We start from the raw sequence: 19,394 nt of genomic DNA on the forward strand, positions 1-19,394 counted from the left end.
GTATGAAAGAGAGATTATGTCAGTACTATTGACGTAATTTCCCTGCAATGGTAATTTTTGACAAGCTTTTGGGCGGATTGCGAACGAAAAGGCAAGGGAAGCCGGTTTTTCCGGAACTTCCTGAGTTTGCCAGAGCTTAATTATACGCCTACGCTCCAGCATAAAGACCGCTTTGGGCGGCCGGCACGAACAGACAACCATACAATTATGCGGGCAGCCACCCGCGGGAGGTTATCATGGCATCCGTTCCCTTCGACCAACTGGATGGCTTCATCTGGATGAACGGCGAATTCGTCCAATGGGGTGACGCCAAGATCCACGTGCTGACCCATGGCCTGCATTACGCGAGCGCCGTCTTCGAGGGTGAGCGTGCCTATGGCGGTGAGATCTTCAAGCTCAACGAACACACCGAGCGCCTGCATGAATCGGCGCGTCTGCTCGGCTTCAAGATTCCCTATTCGGTGGCCGAGCTCAACGACGCCTCCAGCACGCTTCTGAAGAAGCAGGGTTTCCAGGACGCCTATGTCCGGCCGATCGCCTGGCGCGGCAGTGAACAGATGGGCGTTTCGGCGCAGAACAACCGCATCAACTGCGCCATAGCCATCTGGCAGTGGCCGAGCTATTTCGATCCGGCGCAGAAGCTGAAAGGCATCCGCCTCGACGTGGCGGAATGGCGCCGGCCCGACCCGCGCACCGCACCCTCCAAATCGAAGGCCGCCGGCCTCTACATGATCTGCACCATGTCCAAGCATGCCGCCGAGGCCAAGGGCTATGCCGACGCCATGATGCTCGACTGGCGCGGCCAGGTCGCCGAAGCGACCGGCGCCAACATATTCTTCGTCAAGGACGGCAAGATCCACACGCCCAAGCCCGACTGCTTCCTCGACGGCATCACCCGCCGCACGGTCATTGGGTTGGCCAAGGATCGCGGCCTGGAGGTCATCGAACGTGCCATCCTACCGGAGGAACTCGAGGGCTTCGAGCAATGCTTCCTGACCGGGACGGCAGCGGAAGTGACACCGGTTTCGGAGATTGGGCCTTACCGATTCGAGGTCGGTGAAATCGCCAAGAACCTTATGAATGACTATTCTGCCGCCGTTCAGCCCAAGCACGCGATCGCAGCAGAATAACGAAAGTCACAGCTTTTTTAGGAAGCAGGGGCGGTTTTAGGGCCGCCCCTTTTATTTAAGCGCTTCTGCATTTGACTTTCGTCCAATTCGGCGTCTCATGATGGTGTCGGCCCGGGAGGCTGGCAGCTATGGAGGGACTAATCATATGGACATGAACACGCTTCTTCCGATCATCATACAGGTGATTACTGGCGTCATCGGTGGTCAGGCGGTCGGTGCGGCGCTCAAGACGGCGGCGATGGGTCAGCTTCCCAAAATCCTGGGCGGAGCCATTGGCGGCGTCGGCGGTGCGGCGATCCTCGGCAGCCTGCTCGGCGGCGGTGCGGTCGATCCGGCGGCTGCGGCAGCAGCAACGAGCGGTCTCGGCAGCGCGCTGAACCTACAGAACATCGTCGGCGGCGCCGGCGGTGGTGCGATTCTGACCGGCATTCTCGGTGCGGTCATGGGTGCCATGAAGAAGTAAACGGCCATCCGGTCTGTTCAAATGGGCGGCTTCGGCCGCCCATTTCCGTTTCTAGAGCAACTGACTGTTCGTCTTTCGAGGGGTGGACGCCCTTCGCCCGCTCGGTCTCTCTGTTGACGCAATTCCGGACGGAAAACCGCTTCACACTTTTCCTGGAATTGCTCTACATCACCGCTGGCATAGCGAAAGGACGATCATGGGTCAGCTTAATGCCGGCATCGTGCCGGTCACACCGTTTCAGCAGAATTGCACCATCCTGTTCGACATGGACGACAAGCACGGTGTCGTCGTCGATCCGGGCGGTGACATCGACAAGGTTCTGTCGGTGCTGAAGGACAATGCGATATCAGCCGATGCGATCTGGATAACGCATGGCCACATCGACCATGCCGGCGGCGCCATGGAACTGAAGGAAGCGCTCGGCGTCGAGATCATCGGGCCGCATGAGGCCGACAAGCCGCTGCTCGACAATCTGGAAAACCAAGGCAGGCGTTACGGCATCGCCGGCGCGCGCAACTGCGTTCCCGACCGTTTCCTGACCGAAGGCGAGACCGTGTCGTTCGGCAGCCATGTGTTCGAGGTGTTGCATTGCCCCGGCCACGCGCCCGGTCACGTCGTCTACTACAACCGCGCGGCCAAGTTCGCCCATGTCGGCGACGTGCTGTTCCGCGGTTCGGTGGGCCGTACCGACCTGCCGGGCGGCGACCATGCGGCGCTGATCGCCTCGATCAAGGACAAGCTGTTGCCGCTCGGCGACGACATCGGCTTCATCTGCGGCCACGGTCCCGGCGGACGTTTTGGCGAGGAACGGCGGACCAACCCATTTCTCGTTTAGGGTGTGCCGACATGGTCGATCCCAGTCACGCTGAAAACAAAAAAGCGCTGGCCTTGCGGTCAGCGCTTTTTTGTTTGGGGCAGGGAAGCCCTGGTTCAGTTGGCAGTGCAGAAATGCTGTTCGCCGTCATTGCCGGTGAAGGTGCCGGTGCGGGAGTTGAATGTGCGGTAGCGGTCCGAGCAGTATTCGTACCAGTCCCGCGTCCACGGCTCGGCGTAACGATCGGCATAGACAACCCTCGGCTCCGCATAGTAGCGGCGGACCGGGGCCGGGCGCACCACTACGTCACGATCGTAGTAACCGTCATCGTAGTAGCGGTCAGCGTCGGGCGGCGGCCGGTCATTGGCCAATGCACCACCGATCAGTGCGCCGGCCGCAAGGCCGAGGACGCCGGCGGCAATGGCATCGCCGTTGCCGTGATGGCCATGATGGCGCCAGTCGCGCGCATTGGCGGCGGGCAAGGCCGTGAGCGTGGTGGCGACCACGGCAGCGGCCAGGACGGCGGTTTTGAAAATTCGGTTCATGTCGGTCTCCTTCGTGCCGGCCCGTGTAGTTTCGGGGGATGCGGTCCGGCTTTACCAAAGACTAATATGCAACCGTGGCTGAACGGGGGCTGAACGGATTTCGGCGTTGATTCAAAACAAGCGTCAAAGATCACACGCTCTCAAGAGAGCGGAAGCGTCTGCCGTCGCCGGTCTCAAGCCGGCTCAGCCGACCGACAGGTTGACGGCTTTCGGACCCTTGCCACGCTTGTCCGGCTCGGTGTCGAACGACACTTTCTGGCCATCCTCGAGACCGGGAAGACCGGACGCCTGCACGGCTGAAATATGGACGAAAACATCCTTCGCGCCATCATCGGGCGTGATGAAGCCGAAGCCCTTGGCATGGTTGAAGAATTTGACGGTGCCGGTCTGCGGCATGGGAAGCTCCTTTGTCCCATAAACTCCAGTCTCGGGCCGGCAGATGCCCGAATGGAAATTTGTCCTTTATTTTAGCGTCATCGGCAAGAGAAAGTTTTAAGGGCGCGTCAAGCGCGTCGCGACATGCTTTAGGTCTTTGTTTTCCTGCATATCGTTCGGGGCCACCTCTGAGCGACATGCATTGGTCTGCGTTTTCGGAACGAAAAAGGCGCGACGAAGATCGCCGCGCCTTTCAAAATTCAAATCCCTCTCCAAGCCAGGTTCAGGCATTGGAGCCTCCGTCGCGCGTCCGAGAGACGTGCGGTGCGCCGATGGCTCAGGCTGCGCGGAGATTGACGGCCTTGGGACCCTTGCCCATGCGATCCGGCTCGACGTCGAAGGTAACCTTCTGGCCGTCGACAAGCGTACGCAAGCCGGAAGCCTCGATCGCGGAGATATGGACGAACACATCCTTGGCGCCGCCGTCGGGCGTGATGAAACCGAAGCCTTTGGTCGCGTTGAAGAATTTAACGGTGCCGGTCTGGGCCATTGGGGAAACTCCTTCACCCGTTCAGTCTTTGGTGGTCCCGCCCGCCGCCTGGCGCAATGGGCAAGTCCCGGTGGTTGCTTCGGCAGTCATGCATTGGCGCATGGTCAAACCCCCCGCCGAAAACGGGGCCGTCAGAGATTCACAGTATCGGGGAAAGGTCGTCCAAAACGTTCCGCTCTCCGGGTCGCAAATGCCCGAACACGGAATTTATCGCACGGAAACGTGATGGTTGCAAGATACCGCCGCGGGCCGCCGTACTGGCGTATCCCGACGCATGGATCGACTGACCTGAACATCGATCGGCCCGGCATAGGCTTGCTTGCCGGCCGGGTCATCGGCCAGAACTGAGCCACGAATGGGCCAGATGTCGGGGCGGGCTAACGTCGCCTGCAGGTCCAGGTGACGTTGTCGACCTGGGTGCTCAAACGGGGATTGCATTTGGCAGGGGAATGGCGAGGATCGTTTCCAAAGACGCGATTGTGGGAGATCATCATGAAATTTCTGGCGGCAATCTTTTCGCGGCAGGGTTTTGCCATCCTGTTGCTGTCGGCAATTCTTGCCGCCTGCACCGTGGTCGTCGATGATGACGGACCGGGGCCGCGTCCGCCACGGCCCGAACCGCAATATTGCAGCAAGCAGTACGAGCCGGTCTGTGCCCGGCGTGGCGGCGACCGCCAGACCTTCGCCAATGCCTGCCTTGCCGATCGGGCCGGCTACCGTATCGTCCGCGACGGTCCGTGCCGCGACGGCGGTGGCGGCGGCGGCGGCGGCGGTGGCGAAGAGCAGACGTTCTGCACCCGCGAATATGCGCCGGTGTGCGCGCGTCGGCACGGCGAGATGCGTACCTTCCCCAATGCTTGCGAAGCCCGTGCCTCGGACTATCGCATCGTTGACGACGGACCGTGCTGAGAAGGCTGGGTTCTTGCCTTCTCCCACACGAAGGTAGAAGGCAAGTGCCGCCTGCGGACTTCGCCAGACACTGTTCTATTGGCCTTTAAGCCGGCAGTTTCACCCGCCGACAGTATGCGATGAATTCGGCTGCAGGCATAGGTCTGGCGAATAGCCAGCCCTGGCCGTAGTCGACGTTGTGTTCGACGAGGTAATCGGCCTGTGCCTGCGTCTCCACGCCTTCGGCAACGATCTTCAGCTTCAGCGTCTTGGCCATGTCGATGATATGCGGAGTGACGGAACTGGTGGCGGAATTCGTGCTGATCGTGTCGATGAACGATTTGTCGATCTTGAGCGCATCGAGCGGCAGCCCTTCGAGATAGGAGAGGCTGGAATAGCCGGTGCCGAAGTCGTCGATTGCCACTGCGTGGCCAAGTTCGCGGGCACGCATGAGCGTCGAACGGGCGGAGTTGATATCGACAAAACCGCGCTCCGTGACCTCGAGCCAGATTTGCCGGGGCTGGATCCCGGTGTGTTGCAACGCCTTTTCGATAATGGGCAGGACCCGCGCCGTGCTGACATCGGCTGCGCTGAGATTGATGGCGATGTGAAGCGAGCGATCAGTGACCAGAAGGCTGTTCAGGTCGAACACGACCATTGCAATGACTTGATCGGTGATCGCCGTGATCAGGCCGCTTTCTTCCGCCAGCGGAATGAAAAGATCGGGCCGGATCAGGGAACCGTTCGGCCGCCTCCAACGCACCAGTGCTTCCGCCCCGATGCAATTGCCGGTCCTGAGTTCGACGATCGGCTGGTAGTGGACGATGAATTCGCGCTTGCGCACGGCGATCTGCAATTCTCCCAAGGGGGAAAGCCGCCTTCGCGATAGCCAGACAACCATGCCGATGATGAAGGCTGCCATGAAGGCGCCGAGCGGGAGAAGCAGAAATTGCTGCTGGCGAACACTGCCGAGGATCTGGCTTGTCGGTTCGGTGGCGACAGCGATCCAGCCCGTGCCGTGCGCGGTGGCAAACAGGAGGTCGTCTTCGATGCCTTCTTCGGGGTCGGCGATGATCTTCTCGATGCTGGCGGGATCCGGGCCGTTCAGCGCGCCAAGCAGGATGCCCGTTTGGGTCGTCAAGGCGAGCTGGACACCGGGATCGACGATGACGTCGACAAAGCGCACCGGATCGACAAGGACGTTGTGGTCCCTGTATTGCAGCGCCATCAGAAAATGGCCCTCGCTCATCACCGGCTGCATGCGGGCGGTGATGGCAATGCCGTCCCTGGTGGTGAAGTCCGGGGTGGATTGCGCAACGCGCCCTTCGGTCAGTCCCCATGAGGAGCATTTGAGCAGGCCATTTTCGAAATAGCCCATCTCTTCGATCGGGCGTGTGTTGATGGTGAGTTGCCGCATGCGGGCTATGTGGTCCGCCGAACAGCGGATGCCGGTGAACTGGTCGATCTGGCGCAACGCGGCGGTCGCGTCGTTGAGCGAGATGTCGGCCCTGGCGATGGCACGGCTGGCGAACAGCTGCAGCCGTTCGTGTTCCTTTTGGACGGCCTGGATCCATGAGAGATGAAACATGGCCGCGATGGGCACGATGGCGCCCAGCATGGCCAGCACCACCGCCGTCACGATGATGCGCGACCTGTCCATACGCCTCCTGCCTTCGGACGCGAGCGGCGACTGTAACGGGTCGCCCGCAATGTCTCGGGCCACCAATTGCGGCAGCGGCCCGGTTCAAGCGGATCTTATGGCGTTGACCTTACATGAACTTTAATGCTGGCATGCGCTGCTGTTCTAAGCTGGATAGGCCCCGTCGGCAGGGCCGGCGTAAAGCTCGCTGCCACTGTCGTCGCAAATGCGCAGGCGATCAGGCGTTTGCGGCATGGCCAGCGTGTGGAACAGCGCGGTGGCACCCTGCAGGGCGGCGCGCAGGTTCGGTGCTTCCAGCGACACCTTGTCGAGCGTGGCTTCGTCGGCGTCGCGCGACCGGTAGAACTCGATGACGAAGTTCAAGCGCGCCTCCGTGGCAGGTGTTGCGCAGGCTTTTTCAGTCAACTCGCCGCCTCACACAGGGGACGACGGAGAGGGCGCAAGAGGCACGCCCTCCAGTTTGTCAGCCCTTCGACTTCGGCTTCAGGCCGCTTTCGGCCTGCTTGACCGACGAGCCGAACGGGGAGGCGGGCTTGGCCACGACCTTGTCCTTCTTCGGCTTGCGCGTCTCGCGGTTGCTTCGCTGTTGACCCTTGGACATGTCGTGCTCCTGCTTCAGTGTTGGCTTGGCGGTGGGGTCTCAGACGACCGGGTCGTTGGCAACGACCGGGTTGTCAGTAACAACCGGGTTGTCGGCCGGTTCGAGATTGTCTTCGGTGGTGACCCGCTCATGGGTCTCCTGCTCGCTGCGTATGCGGTATTGCGGCGAGCCGTCCTTGACCGGCAGCCTGCTCTTGATCTGGAACAGTTCGGCGGTCTTCTGGACGAGGCCGGTGCGGCTCTTCATGCGCACGGTCTGACCGATCGCAAACTGGTGCGCGGGCGTGTCGGTGCGCGGGCGCGCATTCTGCTGGAAACGGATCATGCTGCATTCTCCCTGTCGCGCTTCAGCGCTGTTTCGAGTTCGAGGTAATCGATGGCGACAAGCTGGCTGGTGGGCGGGTTTTTCACCGCCCTTGCCGGCAGATGGATGAAGGTGGCGACGCGGCGCCAGGCAAGCCGCGACATGCCCTCGATCAGCTCTTCGTCGTGATCGATGTCGTAGTCGCCGGCCGGCAACTGCCCTTCCAGTCCGCCGAGCACGAAAGGTGCCGCGAAATGCGCGATGGAGTGGGTGGTGCGGTCCGGCATTGTCTTAACCTACGCAAAGCAGCGGTCCCGAAGCAAAAAAGCGGGGACGAGCCCCGCTTTCCTATTTCCGACGGTCGCTGGAAATAAGCCGGTTCCGAGAGCTGCCAGTACATCCGTGGTCAGCGTTCATCGAATTCGGCCGGATCAGATCAATTGCAAATTGGCGGCCGACTCGCGGCCCTTGGTGTCACGCTCCAAGTCGAACTGCAGCTTCTGGCCCTCGGCGAGGCCGGGGAAGCCGGCGCGCTCCAGTGCGCTGACATGGACGAAAACATCCTTGCCGCCATCGGTCGGCTGAATGAAGCCGAACCCCTTCTGGCCATTGTAGAACTTCACGGTTCCGGTGTTCATGTGGGTCTTTCGAAGAGTGAGAGATGGCCGCAGAGCGAATATGCCGCGCGCCCGGTATCGATGACTTGGAATGAGATTGGCGGGTCGAGAACCTCTGACGCCGCGAGATGCCAATTCTGGCCCAAAGCGATCCTGTCTATATAGGCTGAAAGGGCTGATTGTTCAAGAAGATTCATGAAAAACGCCGACGGCGGCAAAAAAATAGATCGCTATAATTATTTGATTAATCGTGATATGGCTCAATGGCTTTCAAAAAATGCTTGAATTTATGCTGGGTCGATTTTCCCGGCGCTTGCATTTTATTTGTTCCCCGGAAGGATAAAACCATGGTTTCCGTCAGAACCCCGAGAGGCATGACCGTAGCGATCAACGCGATCATCAAGCCAACCATCATACCCGCCGTTGCCGCCGGCCCGACCGGCAAGCCGATGATCGCCAAGTCGGCACGGCTGACCATCAGAAGCGATGAGGCGGCAAGGCGAACGATCGCCGATACCGATGGCACCGTGAGGCGGGCCAGACAGGTTGCCGAGACCAACCGCCTGATCTGACCTTCGCCACCGATGGGAAGGGCCGAGACACTAAGCAAAGCCTTGAACCTGCCGCGCCGATGGCCTAGATCGCCACAGGCGGACAAACATGGCAGGTTTCCCATCAACAGAGATCAGAGACGAGCGGCGGGCGCGGGAACCAAGTCTGGTGCTGGCGGACAGCCACCGCTAGGGCTCGACCAGCGTGTGCAGCAGGCGCTGCAGCTGCATCAGGCCGGGCGCCGGCAGGAGGCCGAGGCGATCTACCGGCAGGTGCTGGCACAAAAGGCCAATCATGCTGCCGCGGCGCATTTCCTCGGGCTGCTGCTGCACCAGACCGGGCGCAGCGCGGAAGGACTGGACCTGATCGAACAGTCGGTGCGCTTGCAGCCCGGCAATCCGGATTTTCAAAACAATCTCGGCACCGTGCTGCGCGACCTCGGCCGGGTCGCTGCCGCCGTCGACTGCTTCCGCAAGGCGGTGACGCTGCGGCCCGATCAGTTGGCGGCGCGCGACAATCTCGGTTCATCGCTGAAGCAGCTCAGCCAGTTCGAGGGCGCCGAAGAGATCTATCGCGGCACGATCGGGCGCAATCCCTTTCATGTCCGCGCACGCATCGGCCTTGCCGAAACGCTGCAGGAAGCCGGACGGCTCGACGAGGCGCTCGCCGTCTTCCGCGAGGCGCTGACAATCCGGCCTAGAGATGCCGACCTGCTGCACGGACTCGGCGTCGGGCTGATGGAAAAGGGCAAGCTCGACGAAGCAGCCGACCTTTTCCGACAGGCGCTGGCGGTCGACCCCGGCATGGCGAGAGCCTGGCTGATGCTGACGCAAGTCAAGCGCCAGAAGGAGCGCGACAGCGAGCTTGCCGGCATGGAGGCCCAGCATGCCAAGGCGCCGAAGGAAAGCCTGGCGCGCATGCAGCTGTCCTTCGGCCTCGGCAAGGCCAATGACGATCTCAAGGATTATGGCAGGGCCTTCGACTATTTCGCCGAAGGCAATGCGATCCGCCGCAAGGGCATCGACTACGACCAGGCCAAGACCAGGGCCGAGTTCGAGGCGATGAAGGCGACCTTCGATGCCGGCTTCTTCGAAAAGCACAAGCCCAGCTCAATCAGCGACGACACGCCGATCTTCGTCGTTGGCATGCCGCGCTCCGGCACGACGCTGGTCGAGCAGATCATCGCCAGCCATCCGCAGGTCTACGGTGCCGGCGAGCTCAGCATCCTGAAGACGGCGGTTGGCAAACAGTTTCCGCTGACCATGAAGGGCGGTTTTCCCGCAGGGATCGCCGATATGCCCGACAAAGCTTTTGCCGAGGCCGGCGAGGCCTATCTCGACATGCTGCACGCCCGCTGTCCCGGCTTCAAACACGTCACCGACAAGATGCCGGGCAACTTCCTGCTCGTCGGCTTCCTGCATCTGATGCTGCCGAAGGCCAAGATCGTCCATTGCGCGCGCGATGCGGCGGCGACCTGCCTGTCGATCTACAAGGTGCATTTCCGCGGCGACAGCCATCGCTATGGCTACGATCTAGGCGAACTCGCCGACTTCCACAATCTCTACACCGACATCATGGCGCATTGGCACACGGTGCTGCCCGGCGTCGTGCATGATGTGCGCTATGAGGATTTCGTCGCCGACCAGGAAGGCCAGACGCGGGCTCTGATCGCCCATCTCGGCCTGCCCTGGGACGATGCGGCGCTGTCCTTCCACGAGACCGACCGGCCGGTGCGCACGGCTTCCGCCGCGCAGGTCCGCCAGCCGATGTATCAGGGCTCAGTCGATCTGTGGAAACGCTATGGAGACCGGCTCAAGCCACTGCTGGACAAGCTAGACCGATATTGAGGTGAGGCTGGCCTGCGAACGGCAGTTCCCTGCGCTTCCGGTACTCAATCTCGACCTAGCTTGGTGTTAGAGCTCCATGAACGGCTGGAAGCCGCCGAAGATCATGCGCTTCATATCGAAGGGCATTGGACCCCAATCGGGTGTCAAACGCGGGTCGGCCATCACCTTGGGCACCACCGTGTCGCGGCTCTGCCTGGATTCATAGACCACCCAGGCGAAGACGACGATCTCGTCGTCCTTTGCCTGCACGGCGCGCGGGAACGAAGTGACCTCGCCATAGGGCACGTCGTCGCCGATACATTCGACATAGGCGAGCGCGCCATGTTCCATCCATATAGGGCCTGTGAGGTTGGCCAGCCGCTTGTAGTCATCGAGATTTGCCCTGGGCACGGCAAGTACGAAACCATCGACATAGGACATGTGGGTCTCCTCCTGGAAGTTCGCAGGGCCTCACCGACGCCAGCCGGTGAGGGCCTTGGCCATTGGCATAGATCAGGCTTTCTTCACCGGCGCGTTCATCGCCCACTCGACGCCGAACGGGTCGCGCATGTTGCCCCACTGGTCACCCCAGAACATGATCTGGAGCGGCACGGCGACTTCGCAGCCGGCATCGACGGCGCGCTTCCACCAGGCATCGATGTCGTCGCTGCCGAGGTGAAGCTGCATGGTGTAGCCCTGCGGCTTGACGGCGGGCATCCCGTTTTCGGGATAGAAATCGGAGAGCATCAGCGTCGAGCCGTTGATGTGGAGGTGAATGTGCATGGTGCGGCCTTTTTCGTCCGCCGGATAGGCAAAGACCTGCTCGGCGCCGAAGGCCTTCTTGTAGAATTCAGCGGCCTTGAAGGCGCCGTCGATCTGCAGGTAGGGGGTCAATCCGCCAAGCACTTTCGCTGCAGCCTGAGCCGGGGTCTGGTCGTTCATTTTTCGTGTTCCTCTTCACGTTTGGTTTGGCCTTGCCAACCATAGGACGCATGAGGCGGCGGCGATCCTACATGGCCGCGAAATTTTTTGGCGGGCCGGGCCTGGACAGGCCGGGCAGCCGGTGGGCTTGAACGAGAGGCGTGAAATGAACTTGCGTCGGCGGCCCCCAATCAGAGCGCAATTCTCGCAGCTCGCAGGCTAGAACAGATGGATCACGCGACGCTTCCTCACCTCCGAGACGACAATGATCCTCTACTATCAGACCCACTCACCCTTCGCACGCAAGGCGCTCGTCTTCGCTCACGAGGTCGGCATTGCCGATCGGCTAGAAGTCATTCATCACGAGACCAGTCCGACCTTGCGCAATGCTCGCGTCTATGCCGAAAATCCCCTCGGCAAAGTGCCGGTGCTGTTGCGGCCCGACGCGTCGCCGATCTTCGATTCCGATGTCATCTGCGCCTATCTCGACACGCTGCATGACGGCCACAAATTGCTGCCGCAAGACGGCGAAGCCCGCTGGCAGGCGTTGCGGCTGCAGTCGGTCGCCCAGGGCCTGGCGCAGACAGGCATAGCGTTGCGCTGGGAGACGGAAAGGAGACCCGAACAGCTGCGTTATAATGCTCTGGCCGACGGATACCGGGAAAAGATCGAGGCGAGCTACGACTGGATCGAAGGCATGCTGGACGACGAGGCGCCGCTCCATGTCGGCCATATTGCCTTGGCCACCACGCTGTCCTGGATGGCGTTCCGCCATCTTCCGCCTTTTCGCTCACGGGCACGGCTGACGCGCTGGTTCGAGACTTTCGAGAAGCGCGTATCGATGCAGGCGACACCGCTTTCAGGCGAGACGCATGACTGAATGGCGGTCGCCAAGTGGCGGCCGGCATTGATGGCATGGTTGCCCGGCTGCATGGGTCAGGGAGCCCTGCGAATCCGGGGACCATTTTGCGCGTCGGTCACGATTTCCGGCCAGCCGATGTCCTTGCGCAATTCGATCGGCAGCGAAAGCAGGGCGCGCTCGCTGCGATAGCGGGCGCGGGTGGCGGCGTAACGGGTGGCGATGCGGCCTATGGATGACAGAATGGACATGATGCTTTCTCCTCGGTTGAAGCCGGCATCATCGTGTCGGCATCCCAAGGACGCGGTGCATGGCGGTCATCCGACAGACCGTCGAGAATTTTTTGCGGGCGGCGTTTGATATTTTATTCAAGCGCCGCCGAGCGGCGCCTACGCAACCTTGAGCGTCGGGATCGCTGAAACATCAACTTCACGCTCTGCGTGCCAGGCATCGAAAGCCGCCTGCATTCGAAGCCAGATCGCGGCTCCGTCGCCGAACAGCTTTCCAAGGCGTGCGGCCACAGCCGGCGAAACCGGCTTCTTTTCGCGGATGATATCATAGAGCTGCTGCCGGGAGATCCCCAGCAGATTTGCAATTTCCACCTTGGTCTTTCCAGTTGCCGGGATAATGTCCTCAAGCAGCGCTCCCGGGTGGGAGGGACAACGCTCAATAGGACGCGTCGGCTCGTGTACGGTCATAAGTCGAACTTCTCCAATCGGGCCGCCTCAGTGGTATTGCTCGAAATCGACGCGGGCGACGTCCTTGCCGTCGAATTCGAATGTGATGCACCACGGGCCATTGACGTGGACCGTGTAGCGAATGGGATCGAACCCTTTCAGCGGGTGGAAATCGAAGCCGGGGAGATTCATCTCCTCCGGCTTCTCCGACGCTTCCAGGCGGTCAAGCCGGACAAGAATGCGCTTGTGCATCTTGGCGTCGATCTTGCCGGTCTTTCCAGTTTGAAAGAGATCCGACAGCGCCTTGTTCTTGAAGGACTTGATCATCGATATATGTAAACAGATTGCTTACACAAATCAAGAGGGTGTAAGCAAATGATTTACAGGCGCATTGTCTTCAAATCAGATCAAGAACCGAATTCGGCAGCCGTCATCCTACCGCCCTCGGCCACCAACCAGAAGAAATCCTCCGGGTCATCGACTTCGGTCAGCCGCCGCTTATCGATCAACCAGAAGCGATTGCCGATGGCGCGGATGAAGGAGCGGTCGTGTGAGGCGAGCACGCAGCTGGCCTGATGCGCCAGCAGTTCCGCTTCCAGTGCTTCCTGACCGTCGATGTCGAGATGGTTGGTAGGCTCGTCGAGCAGATAGAAGTTCGGATTGGCAAGCCTCAGCGCCAGCATCATCAGCCGCGCCTTCTGGCCGCCGGACAGCACGCCGATCTTTTTCTCTTGCATCTCGATGACCACACCGGCGCCGGCGAGCAGCGAGCGGGCGCGCTGCTCGCCGACATCATAACGGCGTGAGACCATAGCCAGCGGTGTGTCGTCGCTGATGATGCCCGACAGCGCCTGGTCGCTGTAGCCGAGCACGGTCGACGGCGTCACCTTCACGTTCCGCACCGTGTCCGGTTCGATGATGGCATTGCGGATCAAGGTGACGAAGCGCGACTTGCCGACGCCATTGCGGCCGAGCAGCACGATGCGGTCGCCCTGGCAGATATGGCGCTTGCCGGTCCGAAACAGCAGCGTGCCGTCGGGCGTCTCCACCGCCGCGTCGTCGAGCGTGATCAGCACCTTGGCGTGGGTGCCGCGATTGGCCAGTTTTATCGCGCCGGCCGACTTCTCGCGATGCGCCGGGTTCGCCGCTTCCTCCAGTTTTTCGGCCCGCTGGTTGAGCTGCTTGGTCTTTACCGTCAGCAGGTCGCTTCCCGAATTGATGCCGATGTTGTTGAGCTTGGCCGCCTGCCGGCGCAATTGCTGTGCCACCTTCATGTCGCGCTGGAACTTGCGCTCGGTCGAGGCGTCGACCTCGTCGAGCGCCTGCCTGGCGCGAGAGTAGGGCAGCGCGAACACCGGCGACTGTTCCGGGCGCAGGAACAGCGTCCGGTTGGTGGTGGCATCAAGAAAGGCGCGGTCATGGCTGGCGATGACGACCGGCACCTCGCGCGGCAGCGTGTTGAACCAGGTTTCGAGCTGGCTGATGCGGGCAAGGTCGAGATGGTTGGTCGGCTCGTCGAGCAGCAGCACGTCGGGATCGGTGACCCAGACGCGGGCAATCAGCGCCAGCCGCTGCCAGCCGCCGCTCAGCGCCTGCATTTGCCGCTCGCGCATCGGCTCCGGCACATCCAGCGAATCGAGAACCACGTCGACACGCCACATCTCGCTGTCGGCCTGCTCGGCCGGCAAGGCGTCGGCCACCACCTGATGGAACGTACGGCTGAGAAGAGCTGGGGCAACGGATTGCTCGACATGACCGACGCGCAGGCCACGCGTGCGGGTGATGTCGCCGGAGGTCGGCTCCATCTCGCCGGTCAGGCATTTAAGCAAAGTCGACTTGCCGCGACCGTTGGCGGCAACAATGCCGAGCCGGTCGCCGGTGCCGATGGTGAGGTCGAGATTGGAAAACAGCGGCGCACTCATGGTGACGCCGAGGGATTTGAGGCTGATCAGGGCCATTTTGATTTCTCTGGTCTTGCCGGAGACAACTCCGGATGCACTTTGACGGTGCGCTTACCAGCCATCAGGCTCGGCGTTGCGGCACCACGAAGGGCAGACCAAAAAATCGAAGCGGGAAAAACCCGGACCGTCCCTGGTCAGCCCTGCAAGCAAGCTCGCAGGGCAGAAATCGGGCCACGCTGACGATGGTGACGAGAAAAATCGAACACACAGCCCTCCTTTCGAGACGTTCGAGTGTGTGAGAGCGATTACACCAAAGGCGGGGTGGGTGGCAAGACTGCCACTTTCACGCGGTGCGGGAACGGGTCCAGCACCAGTATGCAACCGCCAATGATTGCTACCGCGCCGACGACCTGGATGATGGTCAGTGACTCACCGAGCACTATCGTTCCGGCCAGCACCGCGATCGTGGTCACGGCGAATTCCACACTGATCGTCTTGGTTGCGCCGATGCTGGAAACCAGCCGGAAATAAACGACATAGGTCAAGGCGCTCATCACGCAGGCGAGAAGGCCGAGATAGAGGAAGTCGATGGCGCGCGGCATGGCAGGCACCGGTACAGCTAGCAGCAACGGCAGCGTCATCAGGCCACCGAACAGGAAGGCGGCGCCAGTGAGTTCGAACGAGCCGGCCGAGCGCAAATGGCGGTTGGCGTAATTGCTGCCGAAGGCGGCAGCAAAGGAGCTGAACAGCGAGGCGGCGCAGCCAAACGCGAAGGATGCCGTGACCGGGACGGCGGGAAAGCCAACCAGAACGGCGATCCCTGCGGCGCCGAGCAGCAGGCCGGCCAGCCCGCGAACGGTCATACGTTCAAGCCCCCACAACTGACCGAGGATCATCGAGAACAACGGGATCGCGGCAACAAGAATAGCTGCCATCGCCGTGCCGATGCGTGGAGTGGCGTAGGACAGTCCGACCAGCTGTGCGGCGACCGTTGTCGCGCCGATCACGGCGAAGTGCTGCCAGCCGGCGCTGAAATCGAGCCGCCGCCGCGTCGCTGCGGCAAGCAGGAAAAGCGTGATACCGGCGAACAGCGACCGCAAGGTGACCGCGCCGACCCAGCCGAAGGCATGCACGACCTTGAGAAGGACAAGGAACGACAGGCCCCAGGTGATGGCCAGGAAGATGTAGGCGGCGATGTCCTTGGGTTTCATGATGTGGCGAGTTTCTGGGACGGAAGGCCAGGATGGCAACGCCCGTATAGGTTCCACCCGCAACTGGCAAGGCTGAGCGCAAATTCAGGAGAAAGAGCTTTTATGCTGGCGGGACAGCGCCTCCCTCTGTCCTGCCGGACATCTCCCCCACACGGGGGGAGATCGGCTGTGACGGCCGGTTTCGCCAACCGCCAGCCTCAAAAGAAAATCGCCGACAGCATCTCCCCCCTCGTGGGGGAGATGTCCGGCAGGGCAGAGGGGGGCGCGAAGGATCGCTACTTTCCCGGCCTACCCGTCTTGCCGGGCCGGCGCTTTTCGCGGCGGGCGTCGCCGGGATCTTCGTAGGAGCCGATGCCGGCGCGCTGACGAACCATTGGCTTGGGGGAATCGTCGCGTTCCTTCGCGCCCCCCTCTGCCCTGCCGGGCATCTCTCCCACTTGGGGAGAGATCGGCTGTGGCTTCGCCGGCACTTTTCCCTCGACCGGCTTTTCCGTGCGCCGCACGGTCATTTCATCAAGCGAGTTCTTCTTGAACAGTGGCTTGGTGGCGTCGCCGGGAATACCGAAGTCGGAGCCGTGCGCCTCGGACGCTGACTGTTTCTTGAACAGCGAGCGCGATACCGCACCGGCCGGCGTCGGCATGTCGGTGCCTGGCCCCATATCGTCGATCGAGGGTTTCGAAAACAGCGGCTTCTTCACCGGCACCGCGCCATCGGCGCCCATTTCGTCAAGATCAGGCTTGCGGAAGAGGTTAGGGCGGGCAGCCTTGGCGGCCTCTTCGGCGGCACGTGCTTCGTCGAGCTTGCGAAAACGCTCCTGTTCCTCTGATGTACGATGTTTGGCCACGCCCTTGTTGTGCTTGCCCTTTTCGCGGCCGGAGACTGGGCTCTCCATGTCGGCGTATTTGGCCAGCGGGTCTTCGGAGACGGACAGTTCCATCTCGCGCAGCCGCTTGATCTCGTCGCGGATGCGGGCCGCCTTTTCGAAGTCGAGATTGGCGGCGGCGTCGCGCATCTGCTTGTCCATCGCGTCGAGATGGGCTTTCAGATTGTTGCCCATCATGGCGCCGGCGCTGTCTGTGAACTGCGAGATGTCGGCGCGGACATGGTCCTTCTCATAGACCGAGTCGAGGATGTCTGAGATGCGCGATTTGACCGATTCCGGCGTGATGCCGTTGGCCGCGTTCCACTCCATCTGCTTTTCGCGGCGGCGGTTGGTCTCGGCCATTGCCCGTTCCATCGAGCCGGTGACCTGGTCGGCATAGAGAATGACCTTGCCGTCGACGTTGCGGGCGGCGCGGCCGATGGTCTGGATCAGCGAGGTTTCCGAGCGCAGGAAACCTTCCTTGTCGGCGTCGAGAATGGCGACGAAGCCGCATTCGGGGATGTCGAGGCCCTCACGCAGCAAGTTGATACCGACCAGCACATCGAAGGCGCCAAGGCGCAAATCGCGCAGGATCTCGATACGTTCCAGTGTGTCGATGTCGGAGTGCATGTAGCGGACGCGGATGCCTTGCTCGTGCAGATATTCGGTCAGGTCCTCGGCCATGCGCTTGGTGAGCACGGTGACCAGCGTACGGTAGCCGGCCTTGGTGGTGTCGCGGATTTCGCCGACGACATCATCGACCTGGGTCTTGGCCGGGCGAATCTCGACCGGCGGATCGATCAGGCCTGTCGGGCGGATGACCTGTTCGGCAAAGACGCCGCCGGCCTGCTCCATCTCCCAGCCGCCTGGGGTCGCCGAGACGGCAACCGAGAGCGGCCGCATGGCATCCCATTCCTCGAAACGCAGCGGCCGGTTGTCCATGCAGGACGGCAGACGGAAGCCGTATTCGGCCAGCGTCGCCTTACGGCGAAAGTCGCCGCGATACATGCCGCCGATCTGCGGCACGGTGACATGGCTTTCGTCGATGAAGACCAGCGCATTGTCGGGAATGTACTCGAACAAAGTCGGGGGCGGATCGCCCGGCTGGCGGCCGGTGAGATAGCGCGAATAGTTCTCGATGCCGGCGCAGGAGCCGGTGGCTTCCAGCATTTCGAGGTCGAAGCGGCAGCGCTGTTCCAGCCGCTGCGCTTCCAGCAGGCGGCCGGCCCGTTCCAGTTCGACCAGCCGATGCTTGAGCTCTTCCTTGATCGACTTGATTGCCTGGTTGAGGGTTGGGCGCGGCGTCACATAGTGCGAGTTGGCGTAGATCTTGACGCTTTTCAGTTCACCGGTCTTCTGGCCGGTCAGCGGGTCGAACTCGGTGATCTGCTCGATCTCGTCGCCGAACATCGAAATGCGCCAGGCGCGATCTTCCAAGTGGGCCGGGAAGATCTCGATCGTGTCGCCGCGCACCCGGAACGAGCCGCGGACGAAGTTGATGTCCTGGCGCTTGTACTGCTGGGCGACGAGATCGGCGAGCAGCGCGCGCTGGTCGAGCCGGTCGCCGATCTGCATCTGGAAGGTCATCGCCGTGTAGGTTTCGACCGAGCCGATACCGTAGATGCAGGACACAGAGGCGACGATGATGACGTCGTCGCGCTCGAGCAGCGACCGCGTCGCCGAATGGCGCATGCGGTCGATCTGCTCGTTGATCGAGGATTCCTTTTCGATGAAAGTGTCGGTGCGCGGGACGTAGGCTTCCGGCTGGTAATAGTCGTAGTAGGAGACGAAATACTCGACGGCGTTTTCCGGGAAGAATTTCTTGAACTCGGAATAGAGCTGCGCCGCCAGCGTCTTGTTCGGCGCCAGGATCAAAGCAGGGCGCTGCGTCTCCTCGATCACCTTGGCCATGGTGAAGGTTTTTCCAGAGCCGGTGACGCCGAGCAACACCTGCGTGCGGTCGTTGTTGTCGACGCCTTCGACCAGATCCTTGATGGCGGTCGGCTGATCGCCGGCGGGTTCGAAATCCGACACCATCTTGATGGCGATGCCGCCTTCGGATTTTTCGGGGCGGGCAGGGCGATGCGGCGTCCACAGCACCCCGTCCTTGTGCAGCGGATTGCCGGATTCGATCAGCGCCGACAGTGCCGCCACCGTCGCGGTGACGCTGCCCGAGGCCATGGTCTCGGCGTCTTCCAGCGAGATGTCCAGGCCGGCGACCGGATTGAGGCCGGCTGCGGTGCGCTCCCTGGCCGACGCCGCGCCACCCATCGAGGTGCCGCGCGCGCTGCGCCCCGGCGAGCTTGAGCGCTCGGGTATCTTCTTCGATGGCTTCGGCGATTTGCCGCCGTCGCCCTTGCCAACAAGACGTCCTTCCTTTTCGGCTTCCTGCTCGATCTGCTCGGCCCAGTCCGCGATTGAACCGCTCAGCGGTGTGCCCGAAAGCTCGGGCTGCGGCATTTCGGCGAAGCCGCCTCTGTGCAGCAGTTCCGAGGCGTCCAGGAAATCGGTCAGTGGGCTGCGCCGCTTCGGCGCGGCGCGGTCGTCATTCGCCGTCGGCGGCGTTTTCTGATCGGGAGATTTGGCCATGTCCCGAATATGGGATTTCCTGGCCAAAATGGAAAGAGTGGGATGAGGT

Annotated in this window: 24 protein-coding genes; 7 read left to right on the forward strand and 17 right to left on the reverse strand. The window is 61.7% G+C overall.

Annotation, left to right across the window (positions count from 1 at the left end):
* Positions 1 to 236: 236 nt before the first annotated feature.
* From ACSQ3L_RS11720 to ACSQ3L_RS11730, 3 genes are all read left to right on the forward strand, one after another.
* Positions 237 to 1,130 (forward strand): branched-chain amino acid aminotransferase, encoded by an 894-nt coding sequence (locus ACSQ3L_RS11720; RefSeq protein WP_436160086.1) that lies wholly within the window; start codon positions 237 to 239, stop codon positions 1,128 to 1,130.
* Positions 1,131 to 1,275: 145 nt separating this feature from the next.
* Positions 1,276 to 1,593, forward strand: coding sequence for a hypothetical protein (locus ACSQ3L_RS11725; RefSeq protein ID WP_436160087.1), 318 nt, complete (start codon positions 1,276 to 1,278; stop codon positions 1,591 to 1,593).
* 196 nt (positions 1,594 to 1,789) lie between these two features.
* Positions 1,790 to 2,428 carry an MBL fold metallo-hydrolase gene (locus ACSQ3L_RS11730; protein ID WP_436160088.1) on the forward strand — a complete coding sequence of 213 codons (639 nt, stop codon included), beginning with the start codon at positions 1,790 to 1,792 and terminating at the stop codon, positions 2,426 to 2,428.
* 95 nt (positions 2,429 to 2,523) lie between these two features.
* On the opposite strand, the gene ACSQ3L_RS11735 is transcribed toward ACSQ3L_RS11730, so the two are convergent.
* The 3 genes from ACSQ3L_RS11735 to ACSQ3L_RS11745 all read right to left on the reverse strand — a co-directional run bounded on the left by ACSQ3L_RS11735 (position 2,524) and on the right by ACSQ3L_RS11745 (position 3,877).
* Positions 2,524 to 2,952: a BA14K family protein gene (locus ACSQ3L_RS11735; protein ID WP_436160089.1), complete on the reverse strand. Its 429-nt coding sequence runs from the start codon at positions 2,950 to 2,952 to the stop codon at positions 2,524 to 2,526.
* A 183-nt stretch (positions 2,953 to 3,135) separates the two neighbouring features.
* On the reverse strand, positions 3,136 to 3,348 hold the full coding sequence (locus tag ACSQ3L_RS11740; protein WP_013530020.1) for a cold-shock protein: 213 nt from the start codon (positions 3,346 to 3,348) through the stop codon (positions 3,136 to 3,138).
* 316 nt (positions 3,349 to 3,664) lie between these two features.
* A complete protein-coding gene (locus ACSQ3L_RS11745) occupies positions 3,665 to 3,877 on the reverse strand; it encodes a cold-shock protein (protein WP_006202520.1) in 213 nt (70 codons plus the stop codon).
* A gap of 492 nt (positions 3,878 to 4,369) precedes the next feature.
* On the opposite strand from ACSQ3L_RS11745, the gene ACSQ3L_RS11750 reads away from it, so the two are divergent.
* A complete protein-coding gene (locus ACSQ3L_RS11750) occupies positions 4,370 to 4,786 on the forward strand; it encodes a Kazal-type serine protease inhibitor family protein (protein ID WP_436160090.1) in 417 nt (138 codons plus the stop codon).
* 85 nt (positions 4,787 to 4,871) lie between these two features.
* On the opposite strand, the gene ACSQ3L_RS11755 is transcribed toward ACSQ3L_RS11750, so the two are convergent.
* From ACSQ3L_RS11755 to ACSQ3L_RS11780, 6 genes are all read right to left on the reverse strand, one after another.
* Entirely contained in the window at positions 4,872 to 6,425 is a 1,554-nt protein-coding gene (locus tag ACSQ3L_RS11755) for an EAL domain-containing protein (RefSeq protein WP_436160091.1), read from the reverse strand.
* Between the two features lie 144 nt (positions 6,426 to 6,569).
* Positions 6,570 to 6,788 (reverse strand): hypothetical protein, encoded by a 219-nt coding sequence (locus ACSQ3L_RS11760; RefSeq protein ID WP_436160092.1) that lies wholly within the window; start codon positions 6,786 to 6,788, stop codon positions 6,570 to 6,572.
* A 100-nt stretch (positions 6,789 to 6,888) separates the two neighbouring features.
* Positions 6,889 to 7,026: a hypothetical protein gene (locus ACSQ3L_RS11765; protein ID WP_436160093.1), complete on the reverse strand. Its 138-nt coding sequence runs from the start codon at positions 7,024 to 7,026 to the stop codon at positions 6,889 to 6,891.
* A gap of 39 nt (positions 7,027 to 7,065) precedes the next feature.
* Positions 7,066 to 7,350: a hypothetical protein gene (locus ACSQ3L_RS11770; protein ID WP_352664165.1), complete on the reverse strand. Its 285-nt coding sequence runs from the start codon at positions 7,348 to 7,350 to the stop codon at positions 7,066 to 7,068.
* Complete coding sequence (locus ACSQ3L_RS11775) at positions 7,347 to 7,616, reverse strand: hypothetical protein (RefSeq protein WP_109659820.1); 270 nt, start codon at positions 7,614 to 7,616, stop codon at positions 7,347 to 7,349. The genes ACSQ3L_RS11770 and ACSQ3L_RS11775 overlap by 4 nt, the downstream gene beginning before the upstream one ends.
* Positions 7,617 to 7,760: 144 nt before the next feature.
* Positions 7,761 to 7,967: a cold-shock protein gene (locus ACSQ3L_RS11780; protein WP_379100846.1), complete on the reverse strand. Its 207-nt coding sequence runs from the start codon at positions 7,965 to 7,967 to the stop codon at positions 7,761 to 7,763.
* 326 nt (positions 7,968 to 8,293) lie between these two features.
* On the opposite strand from ACSQ3L_RS11780, the gene ACSQ3L_RS11785 reads away from it, so the two are divergent.
* Both ACSQ3L_RS11785 and ACSQ3L_RS11790 read left to right on the forward strand, forming a co-directional pair.
* Positions 8,294 to 8,518 (forward strand): hypothetical protein, encoded by a 225-nt coding sequence (locus tag ACSQ3L_RS11785; RefSeq protein ID WP_436160094.1) that lies wholly within the window; start codon positions 8,294 to 8,296, stop codon positions 8,516 to 8,518.
* 186 nt (positions 8,519 to 8,704) lie between these two features.
* Positions 8,705 to 10,345 carry a tetratricopeptide repeat-containing sulfotransferase family protein gene (locus ACSQ3L_RS11790; RefSeq protein ID WP_436160095.1) on the forward strand — a complete coding sequence of 547 codons (1,641 nt, stop codon included), beginning with the start codon at positions 8,705 to 8,707 and terminating at the stop codon, positions 10,343 to 10,345.
* Positions 10,346 to 10,411: 66 nt separating this feature from the next.
* Here ACSQ3L_RS11790 and ACSQ3L_RS11795 read toward each other — a convergent pair whose 3' ends face one another.
* Both ACSQ3L_RS11795 and ACSQ3L_RS11800 read right to left on the reverse strand, forming a co-directional pair.
* Positions 10,412 to 10,765, reverse strand: a complete 354-nt coding sequence (locus tag ACSQ3L_RS11795) for a DUF1428 domain-containing protein (RefSeq protein ID WP_436160096.1) — start codon at positions 10,763 to 10,765, stop codon at positions 10,412 to 10,414.
* A gap of 72 nt (positions 10,766 to 10,837) precedes the next feature.
* Positions 10,838 to 11,266, reverse strand: coding sequence for a VOC family protein (locus tag ACSQ3L_RS11800; RefSeq protein ID WP_436160097.1), 429 nt, complete (start codon positions 11,264 to 11,266; stop codon positions 10,838 to 10,840).
* Positions 11,267 to 11,510: 244 nt separating this feature from the next.
* Here ACSQ3L_RS11800 and ACSQ3L_RS11805 point away from each other — a divergent pair, with 244 nt between their 5' ends.
* A complete protein-coding gene (locus tag ACSQ3L_RS11805) occupies positions 11,511 to 12,125 on the forward strand; it encodes a glutathione S-transferase family protein (protein WP_436160098.1) in 615 nt (204 codons plus the stop codon).
* A gap of 56 nt (positions 12,126 to 12,181) precedes the next feature.
* Here ACSQ3L_RS11805 and ACSQ3L_RS11810 read toward each other — a convergent pair whose 3' ends face one another.
* The 6 genes from ACSQ3L_RS11810 to uvrB form a co-directional block, all read right to left on the reverse strand.
* Entirely contained in the window at positions 12,182 to 12,355 is a 174-nt protein-coding gene (locus ACSQ3L_RS11810; RefSeq protein ID WP_436160099.1) for a hypothetical protein, read from the reverse strand.
* Positions 12,356 to 12,493: 138 nt separating this feature from the next.
* Complete coding sequence (locus ACSQ3L_RS11815) at positions 12,494 to 12,802, reverse strand: HigA family addiction module antitoxin (RefSeq protein ID WP_057143482.1); 309 nt, start codon at positions 12,800 to 12,802, stop codon at positions 12,494 to 12,496.
* A gap of 27 nt (positions 12,803 to 12,829) precedes the next feature.
* Positions 12,830 to 13,108, reverse strand: a complete 279-nt coding sequence (locus ACSQ3L_RS11820) for a type II toxin-antitoxin system RelE/ParE family toxin (RefSeq protein WP_436160100.1) — start codon at positions 13,106 to 13,108, stop codon at positions 12,830 to 12,832.
* Between the two features lie 80 nt (positions 13,109 to 13,188).
* Entirely contained in the window at positions 13,189 to 14,739 is a 1,551-nt protein-coding gene (locus ACSQ3L_RS11825) for an ABC-F family ATP-binding cassette domain-containing protein (RefSeq protein ID WP_436160101.1), read from the reverse strand.
* Positions 14,740 to 14,987: 248 nt separating this feature from the next.
* Complete coding sequence (locus ACSQ3L_RS11830) at positions 14,988 to 15,893, reverse strand: DMT family transporter (RefSeq protein WP_436160102.1); 906 nt, start codon at positions 15,891 to 15,893, stop codon at positions 14,988 to 14,990.
* A 275-nt stretch (positions 15,894 to 16,168) separates the two neighbouring features.
* Complete coding sequence (gene uvrB / locus ACSQ3L_RS11835; RefSeq protein ID WP_436160103.1) at positions 16,169 to 19,345, reverse strand: excinuclease ABC subunit UvrB; 3,177 nt, start codon at positions 19,343 to 19,345, stop codon at positions 16,169 to 16,171.
* Positions 19,346 to 19,394: the final 49 nt, after the last annotated feature.

Origin of the sequence: Mesorhizobium sp. LjRoot246 (assembly GCF_964254115.1) — a bacterium.
GTDB lineage: Bacteria > Pseudomonadota > Alphaproteobacteria > Rhizobiales > Rhizobiaceae > Mesorhizobium.